This window comes from Parazoarcus sp. PS-13 R2A, from assembly GCF_057621855.1.
On record NZ_JBYEXN010000020.1, the window covers coordinates 44,310 to 59,776 of the forward strand.

The 15,467-nt window shown below is 64.0% G+C and carries 13 protein-coding genes; 4 read left to right on the forward strand and 9 right to left on the reverse strand.

The annotated features are described in order from the left end of the window. Positions 1-8 precede the first annotated feature (8 nt). From AC22G6_RS16935 to AC22G6_RS16955, 5 genes are all read right to left on the reverse strand, one after another. Positions 9-1,298: a TRAP transporter large permease gene (locus AC22G6_RS16935; protein ID WP_487367744.1), complete on the reverse strand. Its 1,290-nt coding sequence runs from the start codon at positions 1,296-1,298 to the stop codon at positions 9-11. A 10-nt stretch (positions 1,299-1,308) separates the two neighbouring features. Then, complete coding sequence (locus AC22G6_RS16940) at positions 1,309-1,830, reverse strand: TRAP transporter small permease (RefSeq protein WP_487367745.1); 522 nt, start codon at positions 1,828-1,830, stop codon at positions 1,309-1,311. Between the two features lie 431 nt (positions 1,831-2,261). Then, positions 2,262-2,684, reverse strand: coding sequence for a cytochrome C (locus AC22G6_RS16945; RefSeq protein ID WP_487367746.1), 423 nt, complete (start codon positions 2,682-2,684; stop codon positions 2,262-2,264). A 71-nt stretch (positions 2,685-2,755) separates the two neighbouring features. Further along, a complete protein-coding gene (locus AC22G6_RS16950) occupies positions 2,756-3,097 on the reverse strand; it encodes a zinc ribbon domain-containing protein YjdM (protein WP_487367747.1) in 342 nt (113 codons plus the stop codon). 27 nt (positions 3,098-3,124) lie between these two features. Then, entirely contained in the window at positions 3,125-4,813 is a 1,689-nt protein-coding gene (locus AC22G6_RS16955; RefSeq protein ID WP_487367748.1) for a glycoside hydrolase family 13 protein, read from the reverse strand. Between the two features lie 221 nt (positions 4,814-5,034). Here AC22G6_RS16955 and AC22G6_RS16960 point away from each other — a divergent pair, with 221 nt between their 5' ends. Next, a complete protein-coding gene (locus AC22G6_RS16960) occupies positions 5,035-6,141 on the forward strand; it encodes a glycoside hydrolase family 5 protein (protein WP_487367749.1) in 1,107 nt (368 codons plus the stop codon). On the opposite strand, the gene AC22G6_RS16965 is transcribed toward AC22G6_RS16960, so the two are convergent. The 3 genes from AC22G6_RS16965 to gtfA form a co-directional block, all read right to left on the reverse strand. Further along, positions 6,127-7,959 carry an ABC transporter ATP-binding protein/permease gene (locus AC22G6_RS16965; protein ID WP_487367750.1) on the reverse strand — a complete coding sequence of 611 codons (1,833 nt, stop codon included), beginning with the start codon at positions 7,957-7,959 and terminating at the stop codon, positions 6,127-6,129. The two genes, AC22G6_RS16960 and AC22G6_RS16965, sit on opposite strands and share 15 nt — an antisense overlap. Positions 7,960-8,232: 273 nt before the next feature. Continuing rightward, positions 8,233-8,541: a DnaJ family domain-containing protein gene (locus tag AC22G6_RS16970; RefSeq protein WP_487367751.1), complete on the reverse strand. Its 309-nt coding sequence runs from the start codon at positions 8,539-8,541 to the stop codon at positions 8,233-8,235. Between the two features lie 12 nt (positions 8,542-8,553). Then, positions 8,554-9,996 (reverse strand): sucrose phosphorylase, encoded by a 1,443-nt coding sequence (gene gtfA, locus AC22G6_RS16975; protein ID WP_487367752.1) that lies wholly within the window; start codon positions 9,994-9,996, stop codon positions 8,554-8,556. Positions 9,997-10,288: 292 nt separating this feature from the next. On the opposite strand from gtfA, the gene AC22G6_RS16980 reads away from it, so the two are divergent. The 3 genes from AC22G6_RS16980 to AC22G6_RS16990 all read left to right on the forward strand — a co-directional run bounded on the left by AC22G6_RS16980 (position 10,289) and on the right by AC22G6_RS16990 (position 15,119). Further along, on the forward strand, positions 10,289-12,403 hold the full coding sequence (locus tag AC22G6_RS16980) for a putative bifunctional diguanylate cyclase/phosphodiesterase (RefSeq protein ID WP_487367753.1): 2,115 nt from the start codon (positions 10,289-10,291) through the stop codon (positions 12,401-12,403). A 107-nt stretch (positions 12,404-12,510) separates the two neighbouring features. Beyond that, positions 12,511-12,960 (forward strand): c-type cytochrome, encoded by a 450-nt coding sequence (locus AC22G6_RS16985; protein WP_487367754.1) that lies wholly within the window; start codon positions 12,511-12,513, stop codon positions 12,958-12,960. A gap of 368 nt (positions 12,961-13,328) precedes the next feature. Then, positions 13,329-15,119, forward strand: coding sequence for a diguanylate cyclase (locus AC22G6_RS16990; RefSeq protein WP_487367755.1), 1,791 nt, complete (start codon positions 13,329-13,331; stop codon positions 15,117-15,119). Positions 15,120-15,166: 47 nt separating this feature from the next. Here AC22G6_RS16990 and AC22G6_RS16995 read toward each other — a convergent pair whose 3' ends face one another. Then, entirely contained in the window at positions 15,167-15,364 is a 198-nt protein-coding gene (locus AC22G6_RS16995) for a hypothetical protein (protein ID WP_108972204.1), read from the reverse strand. Positions 15,365-15,467: the final 103 nt, after the last annotated feature.

Genomic DNA, 15,467 nt, shown 5'->3' on the forward strand with positions numbered 1-15,467 from the left:
GCAACTCCTTAAGGTTGGACGTAACCGAACAGGCGGGGGACAAACAGGGTGAGATCTGACCAGTAGGTGATCAGGAACAGGATCGCGACCTCGGCAAGCAGGAATGGCATGAGGGCGCGGGCGATACGTTCCATCCGCTCACCGGTGACCGAGCACAGCACGAACAGGCAGGCGCCGACCGGCGGGGTCATCAGCGAGATGTTGAGCGCGAGGATGATCATGATTCCGGCATGAACCGGGTCGATGCCGATGGCCGCGGTGAGCGGGCCGAGCACCGGGGCGAGGATGATCAGCGCGGCGGTGATGTCGAGGAACATGCCGACGAAAAGCAGCAGCAACAGGATGAGGCCGAGCACGCCTTCCTTGCTCGACGCCACTGACAGCATGGCCTGCGCGATCATCTGCGGGATCTGGTGGAAGGTCAGCCACCACGACAGGATGGAGGCGGCGGCAATGATCAGGAACACGCTGCCGGTGATCCGCGCGGTGCGGATCAGCATGATGCCGACCTGGCGCAGCGTGAGGCTGCGGTAGATCACGAAACCGACGAACATCGCATAGCCCACTGCGATCGAGGCCGCCTCGGTGGGGGTGACGATGCCGAACAGGATGCCGCCAAGGATGATCGCCGGCATGGTGAGCCCGATCAGGCTGTCCTTGAAGCTGACCAGAATGGACATCAGGCTGGGGCGGTTCTCGCCCTTGGGCAGGCCGAGCTTCTTGCCGAGTGCGGCGATCACCGCCATGCAGATGGCGCAGATCAGCAGGCCGGGCACGATGCCGGCAGCGAACAGGCCGGCAATCGACACGCCCATGATGGAGCCGTAGATCACCATCAGGTTGGATGGCGGAATGGTGGGGCCGATGATCGAGCCCGCTGCGGTCACCGCACAGGCGAAGGGCTTGCTGTAGCCCTGTTTCACCATGGCCGGCACCAGGGTGTTGCCCATCGCTGCTGCATCCGACACGGCGGCACCGGTCATGCCGGCGAACAGCACCGAGGCCACCATGTTGGCGTGGGCGAGGCCGCCGCGCAGATAGCCGACCAGCGACAGCGCAAAGGCAATCAGGCGCTGGGTGATGCCGGAGGCGTTCATCAACTCGCCGGCGAGGATGAAGAAGGGCATGGCCATGAAGGTGAACATGTCCAGGCCTTCGAAGTAGCGCTTGGGCGCCATGGCGAGGAAGGACACGTCGCCCAGCTGAACCAGCCCGATCGCGCCAGAGATGCCGATGACGACGCCGATCGGCATGCCCAGCAACATGAGACCAAAGAAGGCGACTGCAACAATCCACATGGTGGCGGGCTCAGTAGGGAACAGCGGCCGTTTCGGCGCGCGGCAGGTTGACGAAGTCGGTGAGCAGTCGCACCCCGAACTGGAAGGCGGCCAGCGCCGAGGACACCGGCACGGCGGCGAAGGGGATCTCCATCGTCATGCCAAACAGGGTGGAGAACTGGGTGCGCCCCTCGAGCGTCATGTCGATGCCGTAGATGAACATGAAGACGAAGAAGCCGACGGTCAGGCCATCGGTGGCCAGCTTCAGAAAGCGGCGTGCGGTCTCGGGAAGGCGGGAGGGGATGAGGTCGAGGCCGACATGCTCGCGCCACCATGCGCCGCATGAGACAGCCAGCAAGGCCGCCCAGATCATCAGGTAGCGCGAAAGCTCTTCGGTCCAGCTGATGCCGTCCTGGGTGAAGTAGCGCCCGCCGACACCGAGCCACACCACCAGTACCATGACCGCGATCAGGCCGGCGCACAGCCATTCGACCACCCGGTTCAAGCGGCGACCGATGCCTTCCATCCTTTGCGCCAACGCGGTCAAGCTCATGCATGACTCCTGAATAATGTGAAGAGTGTTTCGCTGTCGTCGGGGCGACGTGTTGAATTCACTCTAAAACACAAATTTCAGAATCGCAAGATTGAAATTATTGTTTCCAATGTGGTGCGTTCGTCGTACTTAGGGCACCAGCATTGTGCGCTGCAAGGTATTGAGTGATAAGAGAAAATGGGGTTAATGGAGCCTGCACGGCGCGGGTGCGCACTGAAACGAAGCATGCTGCACTGCGAGGGAAAAGTGGTGTGTCACGCGCGGAGCGGCGCGACCCGTGACGAAGACGACGCTGCATTTTTCCTGCAGCAGACGCGGGAACTGGCGAAGTCGGTGAAGGCCGTCCGAAGATGCCGGCTGCGCTTGCGGCCGGCCCCGGCACACCAGGTATGGCAGACGCCCGGCGGTTCGAGGGGCGGTTCGCGGAACGTTCAGCGCGTGCGATAGAGGGCGTGGCAGGCCACGCAGGAGCCCGTCAGCCTGGGCAGGGCGGCCATGGCCTTGGTGGCATCGCCGGTGGCGGCTGCGCGGGCAAACGCGCTGGCGGCGGCATGTCCGTCGCGGCCGAGGCCGTGCATCTCGATCGGCATCTGCGGTCCGGGGCGGGCGTCGTAGGGCAGGGCGGCGTTCTTGCCCATGGCGGTCTGCCCAAGGCGCAGTTCGGCCACTTCGCCGGCTTCGCGCACCTTGTTGGATGCCATCAGGGTGATGATCTCGTTGAGGGCGATGAGGTTGTCGAGCATTTCCTTGCGCAGGGTCTCCTGTGCTGCGGGCGGCAGCGGCGCCAGAAAGCGCGTGTCCTGTGCGAGGGCGGGGGGTGTGAGCAGGGCAGCAAGCAGAAGCAGTCTTTTCATGGCGTTATCCATCCATTCGTAATCGAACAATGCGCGCTCTGCCTGCCGCCCCGGAGGGCATGCGCCCGGGCTCAGACCTTGCGCAGGTAGCAGGCCTTGAGCATGAAGTTGCCGGCGTCCATCTTGCAATCGACCTCGTGATCGCCGCCGACGAGGCGGATGCTCTTGACCTTGGTGCCGACCTTCAGTGTGGTCGACGAGCCTTTGACTTTCAGGTCCTTGATCAGCACCACCGAGTCGCCGTTGGCGAGGACGTTGCCATTGGCATCCTTTACAGCAGCCTCGTCATCTTCGTCGGCGCCGGCCACTTCGGCCATCGGCCATTCGTAGCCGCAGTCCGCGCACACGTAGTTTTCGCCGTCCGGATAGGTGTTCTCCAGGGTGCATTGGGGGCAGGCGGGTATGGCGGACATGATCGTGTTCCAGTGACAGTGAGCCCGCTAGTTTAGGTTATCGGACCCGTGCGGGGAAATCCGATACACGCGTACTTCATATTCACTCAATTCAAAAGACATTAAATCGTCATGCGATGTGAATTTTGTGTTGGTCAGTACGCAATCGGCATGGCGAAGGGTGAAGCCGGCATGGCGGTAGCGTGCCGGCCGCGCGCTGAGGTTGCAGATCACCACGAAGCCGTCGTCACCAAGCACGCGGGTGTAGGCGTAGATCTGCGGGTTGTCCCTGAGCAGCAGCGTGTAGCGGCCATGCACCAGCGCCGGCTCGGCGGCGCGCAGGGCGATCATGCTGCGGTAGAAGTTCAGCACCGAGTGCGGATCGCGCTGCTGCTGCGCGACGTTGACCTCAGGGTAGTCGGGGTTAAGCGGCAGCCATGGCCTGCCGGTGCTGAAGCCCGCGTTGTGGCTGTCGTCCCAAGGCATTGGCGTGCGTGAATTGTCGCGTGCGGTGAGCGCCATCTCGTCGAAGATGGCGGCTTCGTTCATGCCGCTGGCGCGCATCTCGGCGATGCGGTGGCGGGCGAACACGTCGTCGAAGTCGGCCAGGCTGTGGAATACGGTGTTGGCCATGCCGAGCTCCTGCCCCTGGTAGATGAAGGGCGTGCCCTGCATCAGGAAGTACATCGCGGCGAGTGCGGTGGCGCTGGCGTGGCGGTGATGGCGCGGGTCGCCCCAGCGCGATACGACGCGGGGCAGGTCGTGGTTCTCGAGGTAGAGCGCGTTCCAGCCGCGGCCGTCGAGCTCGCGCTGCCAGCGGCTCAGGATGGTCTTCAGCCGGCGCACATCGAGCCCGGCGCGCGGGTTGCCCGACCACAGGTGCCAGTGTTCGAATTGCAGGATCATCGACAGCCGCCCGCGGGTGTCACCCACCCAGATTTCGGCCTGATGCGCGCTGATGCCGTTGGCTTCGCCCACCGTCATGATGTCGCCGTGGTCGAAGGCGTCGCGGGCCATCTGGTCGACGTAGTCGAGCACGCCGTCGACGTTCATGTGGAAGTCATAGGCCGGCGCAGGTCTGTGAGGTGGCGCACCGGGCACATCGGGCAGGCCGGGCGCCTTCTTCATGTGGGTGATGGCGTCGATGCGGAAACCGTCCACGCCCTTGTCCATCCACCACCGCACCATGTCGCAGATGGCGCCGCGCACGTCCGGGTTCTCCCAGTTGAGATCGGGCTGGCGCGCGGTGAACAGGTGCAGGAAGTACTGGCCGGTGGCGGCGTCGTACTGCCAGGCCGGCCCGCGGAAGATGCTCTCCCAGTTGTTGGGCGGGTGGCCGTCCTTGCCGTCGCGCCACACGTACCAGTCGCGCTTCGGGTTGTCGCGCGAGCTGCGCGACTCGATGAACCACGGGTGCTCGTCGCTGGTGTGATTGACCACCAGGTCGAGAATGATGCGCATGCCGCGGCGCCGGGTCTCGGCCATCAGGCGGTCGAAGTCGGCCATGGTGCCGAACTCGTCCATGATGGCCTGATAGTCCGAGATGTCGTAGCCGTTGTCGTCGTTCGGCGAGCGGAAAATCGGGCACAGCCAGATCACGGCGATGCCGAGCCATTGCAGATAGTCGAGGCGGGCGAGCACGCCGGGCAGATCGCCGATGCCGTCGCCGTTGGTGTCCATGAAGCTGCGCGGGTAGAGCTGATACACAACCGCTTCGCGCCACCATTTGTTCTTCATTTCTCGCGGCTCCCGGGTGCCATTCTGCGATCCTGCTGCGTCGTCGATTGTAGGCTTCGTGCATGCCGCCGGCGAGTGGATTCTGCGCGAGGATTTTCGCGCCGGATGACGCGGGTAATCGCCCCAAGGCGCGCGCCCAGGCGTAATCTTGTCGGCATGGCAGCGCATGTGCGTTCCTTGTTCAGGGCGCGTGAAGATGACCCTTTTGCGGGAGGTGTGCGATGGATGCGACAGGCATGAAACTGCGTGGCGTCAACCTCGGTAGCTGGCTGTTGCTGGAAAAGTGGATGGTGCCCAGCGTGTTCGAGGGGCTGGCGGCGACCGATGAAACCACCTGGTGTGCGGAGATGGGTTCGGGAGCGAGCGACAGGCTGCGCAAGCACTGGGAAAGCTTCGTGACCTACGAGGACTTCGCCTGGATTGCCGAGCGCGGTCTCAATGCGGTGCGGATTCCGGTCGGGCACTGGATCTTCGGCCCCGATTATCCCTACCACCCCAGCTATGGCGAGAACCGCCACCCCTTCGTCACCGGCGGCATCGATGTGCTCGACCGGGCGATGGACTGGGCGCAGAAGCTCGGCCTGCGGGTCATGCTCGATCTCCATGCCGCGCCAGGGTGCCAGAACGGCTTTGACAACGGCGGCATCATGGGGGTGGTCGAGTGGCATACCAAACCGGAGTACCTTGAGCATTCCCTGCTGGTGCTCGAGCGCCTGGCCGAGCGCTACCGCGCGCACCCCGCGCTGCATGCGATCGAGGTGCTCAACGAGCCGCGCTGGGACGTGCCGACCGAGTACCTGAAGGCCTACTACCTTGCGGCCTACGACCGCATCCGCAAACACTGTCCGGCAGAGCGCGTGGCGGTGGTGTTTCATGACGGCTTCCGCTCCTACCGCGAGTTCCTTGGCTTCATGCAGGCGCCGCAGTGGCAGAACGTGATCTTCGATTACCACCGCTACCAGTGCTTCGACCGCCGCGACATCGATACCGACATCTACGGCCACATGACCAAGGCTGCCGTCGAGTGGCGCGACGAGGCCGATTCGATCAACGCCGCGATGGGCTTGCCCGCGGTGTGCGGAGAGTGGAGCCTGGGGCTGGATCTGCGGGTGGTGTCGCTGTGGGCCGAAGGGCCATACAACCACGCGCTCGAGCACATGGACGCGTTCCAGCAGGATGTGGCCAGCCGTGGTTATGCCTCGGCACAGTTGCTGGCCTTCGAGAAGCTGTTCGGCTGGTTCTTCTGGAGCTACAAGACCGAAACCACGCCCGCCTGGTGCTTGCGCGAGTCGGTCGAGCGCGGCTGGCTGCCGTCAAGTTTCCGGTAAGAGCTTCGTCGCCGGCGCGGTGGTGCCTGCCGCGCCGGTCTTGGGTTCGGTCGCAGCCGCCTGTGGCGGACGCACGCGTCCGCCGCGCAGGCGATTGAGCACCAGCTTGCGGTCGTAGAAGTGATCGAGGCCGTTGTGCAGGCTGATGTTGAGCAGGGTCGCACTGGGCAGCTCATGGTGCAGCAGTTCCAGGGTGTCGATTTCGTCCTTGGCATCGAAGGCGTCGGTCGCTTCCTCGATGAAGACCCAGCCCGGCTGCTGCAGGAACAGCCGTGCGATGCCGAGGCGCTGCTGTGCCCGCAGTGGCAGTGCCCGTCCCCAGTCGTCATGATCGTCCAGCCGGGGCGCAAGCCAGGCAATGCCGGCGCACTCCAGGGCACGGTGCAGACAGGGAGCGGTGTAGTGGCTGGCGTCATGCGGGTAGCTGAGCACCGCGCGCAGGCTGCCTTCGGGCAGGAAGGGGCGCTGCGGAATGAACATCATGTTGTGTCCCGCAGGCAGGCTGATGACGCCGCTGCCCCAGGGCCACAGTCCGGCCACGGCCTTGAACAGGCTGATGGTGACCGCAGGGTCGCCGGTGATCAGGATGCGTTCGCCGTGTCGTACGTGCAGGTTGAAATCGTCCAGCAGCACCTGCCCCGAAGGCGAGGCCAGTTGCAGGTGGCGGATGTCGAGTTCGGCGTGGACCGATTGCTGCAGCTCGATCTTTTCCTTGCCGGTCACTTTCTGCCGATCCTGCGCTTCGAGCTCCAGCATTTCCTCATGCAGGCTGACGATACGGTCGATGGAGGCGCGGCAGCGTGCCAGCTCGCCGAGGTTGTCGATCGGCCACGAAAGCGCCGAGGTCAGGCGCTGGAAGGCCTGTGCGGCCTGCATCAGCAAGCCGAGGCTCATTGCACCGGCGATGTACTGCGGCGCGGCGATCAGGATCGGAAACACCGGCAGCAGCGTGCCGTAGCCGGTCGAAAACGAGATGATGCCCAGATAGGCAAAGGTCTGGCGGTCCCAGCCGCGACCGACGTCCTTGAACAGGCGATCGGCACTGCGCCGCTCCAATGGCTCGCCATGCATCAGGGCAATGGCTTCGGAGTGTTCGCGGGCGCGCGCCAGGCCGAAGCGCAGGCTGGCTTCAACTGACTGCAAACGGTTGGTGGTGCGGATCAGCGGTCGCCCCAGCAGCAAGCCGAAAATCGTGCCAACACCGGCATAGACGAAAGCCATCAGCACCATGTAACCCGGTACGGAGTACTCGGTGCCGGGCAGGTTCGCGCTTCCCGATACGCTGAGCAGGATGTCGATGAAGCTGCCGAGGATGAGAATCGAGTACAGCAGCGAATGCGCCAGCCCGACTGCAGCCTCGGTGGCGATGCGGATGTCCTCGGCGATACGCCCGTCCGGATTGTCGTGCTCGCCGCTGGAGAACTGCAGGCGGTAATGGTTGGCGTGCGACAGCCATTCGTCGAGCAGCAGGCTTGTCATCCATCGTCGCCAGTCGAGCTGGACCCAGCGCTTGACGTGCATGTGCAGCGCGGTGACCCCCATGGTGAGGGCAAAGATCAGCAGGAAGGTCAGGATCAGGCGCAGAAACTCGCTGAGCGAGCGATCCTCAAGCGCGTCGAAGAGCTCGCGATGCCAGTAGCTGACCCAGATGACCAGGCCGACCTGGGCCGCGGTGAGCACGAACAGCGACAGCACCGCGCCGCGGACGGTCCATTTGCGCTCGCAGTTCCAGTAGTCCCGGGCCATGCGTGCGAACTGCCACGCTGCGTCGCGGCGTACGGCGGGTGGAGGCGATGTGGAGGCTGCGTCCGCTTGCATCTGTGTCATTCCGGTCGCAGCGGATCCCCGCGATGTGGCAGGCCGCAGGCCGCGGAAGCGGGGGGATGTGGCTGCAACTGCAGCCGGTTAGCGCTCTTGTCTGCAGCCCTCATGATCATCGCGCCTTCGCCGCATACACTCTTGTTTCGTATACCGCTGAGAGTATCGCAAAGGCCCGGATTTGCCGTGATCAGTTTGCACGTTCGGATAAAAAATTTTGCGTGGCACACCGTGCGGAAACGCACCCGCTGCGCGTGTCGCCGGGCGAGGGTGTCAGTGGCGGCGCAGTGCGCCCAGTCTGAGCAGCACCATGTTGAGTTCGCGCTGAAGCAGCGTCCGCTGCTCGTCATCGGGGTTCCGTGCGAGGGCCTCCCGCAGGTCGGCCAGTTCCTTGCGCAGTCGTACCTCGGGCGGGGTGAATCCGGCGTTCTTGAGCACCCGGTTGATCATGCGCTGTTCACCGGACAAGAAGAGTTCGTCGTCGAACACGAGCGGACGCCCCGCGCCGGGCAGGTTGTCCAGCTCGCCGCGACGGATGGCGTCTGCGATGCGTTGTTCGGCGAGGATCTCGAAAATCGACATCGGCGTGCGGCTTCAGACCCGGTAGCTGATCTCGTGGCCGGTGTCCGAGTCCGTGCAGGTCACCGTGGCGGTGCGGAAGTTCAGGTCGACGAACACCAGCGCACTGTGCGGGCCGTTGCGCCAGCCCATCGACACGCTGGAGTCGTTCGAGTAATGCAGCTCGAATTCGCCGTCGAAGGCCGGGTGCGTCGAGCGCAGTTCCATCAGCTTGTACTGGCGCTGGGCGACTTCGCTGCCGAGGGCTGCGACCGCTTCGTCCACGGTGTAGTAGTGGCGGTTGATGTCGCGCGCCTCACCGGTTTTCTCCATCAGCTCGAAGTCGTTGCGACCGGCCAGCAGGCCGACGTAATAGAGCTGCGGGATGCCGGGCGCGAACATCTGGATCGCGCGCGCCGCAATATAGGCGTCGTCATTGCACTGCAGGGCTTCGAAGAAGGTGCAGGTGAGCTGGTAGATGGCGCCGACGCTGTGCGCATTGGCCGCCGAGCGGCGCAGGATGGGGTCGGCGCTGCGATCGGAGACGTTCTTGATGACCGCTTCGACGTGGTAGCGCGGCAGGATGTCCTCGACGTCGGGAATGCAGATGCCGTCGTGGGTGTCGAGCACGGTGACCTGATTGTGCGGGCACATCCGCAGCCAGGACTTGAGATAGCTGCTGTTGAGGTCCATCAGCGCGTGCAGCAGCAGGGGCGGCAGGGCGAAGGCGTAGGCCCACATGCCACGGCGGGCAATCGCGTACTGATAGCTCGGGTGGTCGTGGACTTCGGGCATGATCTCGATGCCACGTTCGGCGGCGGTCTTGCGGAACCATTCCAGAATGCGCCACACATCGGGTTCGACCAGGAAGCAGCTGGTGCCGATCTTCTTGGTGGTGTAGCCGAAGGCGTCCAGTCGCAGCAGCTTGACCCCACGTTCACCGAGGAAGGTGATGGTGTCGGTCATCATCGCGTAGGTTTTCTCGGCGTTGTAGTCGAGGTCGATCTGGCTCTCGCTGAAGGTGCACCAGACGCGGCCATGCGTGCCGTCCGCGAAGGTGACGTCGCGGAAGGGCTCCTTCTCCTTGCGAATGTGGATCTTGGCGAGATCGTCAGGGCCGATTTCGCCCAGCGCGTCGACATCGACGAACAGGGACGCGTATTCGGAGGCCTTGCCCTTCTTCTTGAAGTCCTGAAACTCGAGCGACTGATCCGAGATGTGGTTCAGAATCAGGTCGAGACAGACGTCGTAACGGCTGGCGATGCGCTCAACGTCTGCCCAGTCGCCGAAGACCGGATCGATCTCCTTGTGCGTCAGGGGCGAGAAGCCGCCGTCGGCATTCGACGGAAAGGGGGGCAGCAGGTGCAGTCCGCCGATCGCCTTGCCGAGGTGCTGTTCGATGAAATCGGCAAGATCGTTCAGGTGGGTGCCGATCCGGTTCGGATAGGCAATGAGCTGCACCTTGTTTTTGAGCGCCATCTATAACTCTCCCTTTTTCAGGTGCCTGTCGCGTCACGGCGCGCACACCACATCTCGTTCTTTTACAAGATACGGGGCCACCGCCCCGGGCGCAAGCCGGTGCCGTGCGTGATGCACACGACTGGGGCGGCATATGAACGAAGCGCACTGATGCGGTGCGTGTCACTGCTTGTGCAGCACGATGGCTGCGCGCTGCTGGCAGGCCTGCCCCTTGCTTGGGAGCACTACTCCGTTCCCATCGACAGTCACCGTGCTTCCCAAAACTTTCCACCGCAGCAATGAGTCCATGCACATGAACATGAACGTGACCATGAGCAGGATGCTGGACGGTTCGCGCATCCTCGATACCCTGATGAACAACCTCGAGGGCATGGCTTACCGCTGTGTGGACGACGAACACTGGACGATGATCTTCGTCAGTCAGGGCTGCGCAGGCCTGACCGGATACACGGCGTTGGAACTGATCGATCAGACCTGCATCTCGTGGGAACAACTGACCTTTGCCGAAGACCGGCCCCGGGTGCGTGCGGCGATCCGCGAGGCGGCCGACCGGGGGCGACGCTTTGCCGTGGAGTACCGCATCGTCAAGCGCTGTGGCGAACTGCGGTGGGTGGTCGAGCGCGGTGTGGCCGTTGCCGACGAGCATGGCGAGTGCGTCATCGAAGGCTTCATCGAGGATGTCACCGAGCGGCGTGCAACGCTCGGCGCGCTTGAGCAGGCCGAAAGCCGCTACCGGAACATCTTCGAGCACGCTTCGGAGGGCATATTCCAGACCACGGAGGATGGGCGCTACCTCGCGGCCAATCCGGCCCTGGCCCGGCTGTACGGTTACCCGTCGCCCCAGTCCCTGATCGAGAACCTGTCGGATATCGGGCGGCGCCTGTATGTCGACCCGAAGCGGCGCGATGAATTTCACCGCCTGATGCAGGCTCATGGCGAGGTGCTCAACTTCGAGTCCGAAGTCTTTCGCCATGACGGTTCGCGCATCTGGGTGTCGGAGAATGCGCACAGCGTGCGCGGTCCGCAGGGTGAGCTGCTCTGCTACGAAGGTACGGTGCAGGACATCTCGGAGCGCAAGCATTACCAGGCGCAGCTCGAGCGTCAGGCAAATCACGACATGCTGACGGGTCTGCCCAACCGGGTGCTGCTGGGCGACCGGCTCAATCAGGGCATTGCCCGCGCCGAGCGCCTTGGCTGCCGCCTGGCGGTCGTGTTCATCGACCTCGACAACTTCAAGTTCATCAACGATAGCCTGGGCCACAAGGCTGGCGACGATCTGCTCACCGCGATCGCCGGACGTTTCTCAAGCTGTCTGCGCAGTTCGGATACCGTGGCGAGGCTGGGCGGTGACGAGTTCGTGCTGGTGCTGAACGATCACGACGAGCTCAGCAGCGTCATCTCCCTACTCGACCGGGTGCTGGCCGAGATCGGCCGCCCGGTGGCGCTGTCCGGGCGCGAATTCCAGGTTGGTGCGAGCCTCGGCGTGGCGCTTTATCCCGACGACGGGCGTGATGCGCAGAGCCTGCTCAAGCACGCCGATGTCGCAATGTATGCGGCCAAGGATCGGGGGCGAAACAACTTCCAGTTCTTCACCCGGGAGCTCAACCGGGTCGCCGAAGAACGGCTCAATCTTGAAGCGGCAATGCGTGCCGCGCTCGAGCGGGGCTGTTTCGAAGTGCATTACCAGCCGAAGGTGAACCACCTGCGCCGCATCGTTGGCGTTGAAGCGCTGGCGCGCTGGAATGACCCCCAGCTCGGGTCCATCGGTCCTGACCGCTTCATTCCCGTCGCCGAGGAGACGGGTCTCATCGTCCCGCTGACCACGACCATCCTGCGCCAGGCCTTTGCAGCCGCGCGGCGCTGGAACCTCGGCCGCGAGCATCCCCTGCGCGTGGCGGTGAACCTGTCGCCGCGGCTCTTCCTGAGCGGTGATGTCGTCGCGCATGTCGCTTGCTTGCTGGGCGAAGTCGGTCTGTCGCCATCTCAGGTCGAGCTTGAGGTGACCGAAACCGTCTTTCTCGGCGATAGCGACAGGGCGGTCAGTATCCTGCGCGAATTCAAGTCGCTCGGCGTCAGCCTGGCGATGGATGACTTTGGCACCGGCTACTCGTCACTGAGCTACCTGCGGCGCTTTCCGCTCGACATCATCAAGCTCGATCGCTCGCTGGTGACCGACCTTGAGCATGAAGAGGAAGTGGCCATGATTGCCCGTGCCGCGATCTCACTCGGGCAGAGCCTGCGCAAGACGGTGGTTGCCGAAGGCGTGGAAACCCAGGCCCAGTTCGACTTCCTGCGCTTTCAGGGGTGTGACGAATTCCAGGGCTACCTGTTGTCGCGGCCGGTGCCCGAGGCCGCGCTGAGCCAGCTGCTCGCCGATGGTGGTGTGATCCCGAAGAAGCCGGTCTGAACGCCCCAGTCGGGTGCAGGGGAACTTCCGGCGCCGTGGAAGCACCTATAATGCGCCCCTCCATCGGGCTGCCTGTTACCCGACCCACTCCTCACCGGATGCCCTGCATGTCGCGATTGATCCTGTCTTCCATTCTTGTCCTGCTTGCCCTGACTGCCTGTAATCAGACTGTGGAGGATACCGGGCCGGGGCAACCGGTGAAGCATCGCCAGGACGCGTTCAAGGCGATGCTCCGCGCCTTCGAGCCGATGGGCGTCATGCTTCGCGACAAACAGTACGACGCCGGAAGATTCGCCGAACTGTCCGCCGAACTGGTGGCGCGCCGGGATGCACCGTGGGCGTACTTCACCGCCGATACGCTCTATCCGCCGACCAAGGCCACGGCCGCGGTGTGGGAGCGTGCAGATGAATTCGAGCGCGAGCGCGAGGCCTTCTTCGCGGTGACCGACGCGTTGCTTGCAGCGGCGCAGACGCGTGAGCTCGAGCAGGTCGGGCCCGCGTACGAAAAGGTGTACGACAGCTGCAAGTCCTGCCACAACGACTTCAAGAAGAAGTGACCCGAGGAGGATCCGTCGTGGCCCTGCGCCGGATTTCTCCACTGATGGTGTGACCCGCAGCTGAGCTTCGCTCGCTGCAGCCTTGACCGGCGTCGCCTGTTTCCGCCCTGCAATGCGCGATCCCCGCGGGCGCGGGTCTGCCCGTCCCCAGCGTCATTCTGCTGGGCGTTGTATTTGTGCACAAACTGATGCATTCGGTCTCGCTAAAACTTAAATCCACTGCATTTGCGTGGGTTTATGAAATATGATTTGCGGCTTGTGTCGTGCGGCACACCGCAGTCATGAGGCAGCTGGGCATTGATGCGCACATTCCTGAAACGATTCACGAACGGTCCGGCCCCCGGGGGCCAGAAATCCCGATCAGAGCCATGCTGACGCCGGGCCGCACTGCCATCTTTGTGCTGTTCTGCCTGCGTCGCGCATGCGTCGCGGCGATGCGGCCGGCGCTGGCGTCCGGCCTCCTGTGGTTTGCGTTGGTGAGCGTGTCGTCTGTCCATGCGCAGGGCATCGTGCTGGACGGTCTGTCGTCCGGGATGCTCGGGCGCGCGGGCACAGTGATGCTCGAACATGGCAGTGCGTTCTCCGCGGAGGAGGCGCTGGCACTGCAGCGCCAGGGCGCGTTCAAGGGCGCAGGGGTGGCGGTTCCCAAATTTGGTATCGGCTCGCAGCCGGCTTGGTTCCACCTGACCGTCGACAATCGCGGTGACCGTGCCGTGTCCCGGCGACTGCTTGCGGGGGTGTCCTGGATCGAGCGTCTCGACGTCTTCATCGTGCGCGGCGGGGTGCCGGTCTCGCAGTGGGTTGCGGGCGATGGCGACGCGAGCCGCCGTCATCCGCTGGGAAGCCTGGGCTACGCCTTCGATCACGACTTCGAGCCCGGGATCACCGAGATCCTGATGCGCGCAGAGACCGCCGATCCGCTGGTGTTACCGGTGCGCCTGCTGAGCCCGGATACTGCAAGCGCGGCAATGCGTGCCCAGGACTACGGTTACGGCGTGCTGTATGGCTTTCTGCTGGCACTGATTGCCTACAACGCGATGCTCTACGCCGGACTGCGGGACAGCAGTCACCTGAACTACGCGCTCTATCTCTCCACCTTCATCCTGCTCAATATCTCCTACTCGGGGCGCGGCTATGAATGGCTGTGGCCGGAAAGCGTCACTTTCCAGCAGTACTTCACGCTGGTGCTGATGGTGCTGTTTGGCTGTGCGGGGCTGCGCTTTGCTTCCAGCTTTCTCGAGCTCGGACGGTTGCATCCGCGAGCCGAGCAGGCTGTGCGCCTCCTCATGCGGGCCGGACTCGGGAGCATTGCGCTGACTGTCGCCATGCAGTTGCAGACCGCGGCAGCGGTGGTGGCGTTTGTCTTCGTGCTCGTGTTCTCGGTGCTGATGGTCGGGCTCGGCGTGCTGAGCCTGCGCCATGGGCGGCGGCCTGCCTGTTACTTTCTGGCCGGTGCGGTGGTGGCGATGGCGGGGGCTGCGGTGACCGCGACGAGTGTGTGGGCCGGCTTGCCGTACTCCGAAGCCTTTTTTCATGCCGCGGAACTGGGCATGGCGCTCGAGGGCAGCCTGCTGGCGCTCGCCCTGGCTTACCGCATGCGCCTGGTTCAGGCTGCACGCACCGAGGCCGAGCATCTGTCACGCATCGATCCGCTGACCGGCTTGCTGAACCGGCGCGCCTTTCTCGGTCAGGCCGACGGGGTGTGGAGTACCGCGGTGCGCAAGGGGCGCCCGCTGTCGATCATTCTGATCGATCTCGATCATTTCAAGGCGATCAACGATACCTATGGGCATGAAACCGGGGATCGGGCGCTGATGGCGGTTGCCGGCGCCCTGAACCGCAACTGCCGGCGCGGAGACATCTCCGCGCGGTGGGGGGGCGAGGAGTTCATCCTGCTGTTGCCGGAAACCAGTGCGGAGCAGGCCCGCGCCATGGCCGTCCGCCTGCTGTCGGATATCCGCGCCATGCCGGTTGCGGATCACGCCGGTGCCGCCTGTCTGTCGGCCAGCCTCGGGGTTGTCGAGCGCAGGCAGCATGAGGTGCTCGAAGCCCTGATCCGCGAAGCCGATGGTTGCATGTACGAGGCCAAGCGCGCCGGACGCGGCTGTGTTTACGGCGTGTCGCCTGCAGGCGGGGGCGCCGCGCTCGCAGCCGATTGACTGCCGCGGTCCGGACGTTCTTCCATACGCCCCGTGGGGCGGCTGGTTCAGCCCAGTGGCTTGATGAAATAGCTCATGATCGTTGCCGATGCCTCGCCATCAGCCAGGATTGCAGCGGTCCATTTCGGGATGGCTTGTGCCGCCCAGATGACAAACACCGCAAGCACGATCTTGCGGCCACGCGTCATGGCGTGAAGACGCTCCATCACCTCGGCTGAAGCGCCGTGTTCCTTTGTCTCTCTCATTGCCCGCTCCTTGCTCGACGCCGGGTTTGACCCGGTCTGGATGCAACTGCCCGGCAGGTCCGGACCTCGCCTTGTGTGGCAGATGCATGTTGGAGAAGGGGCC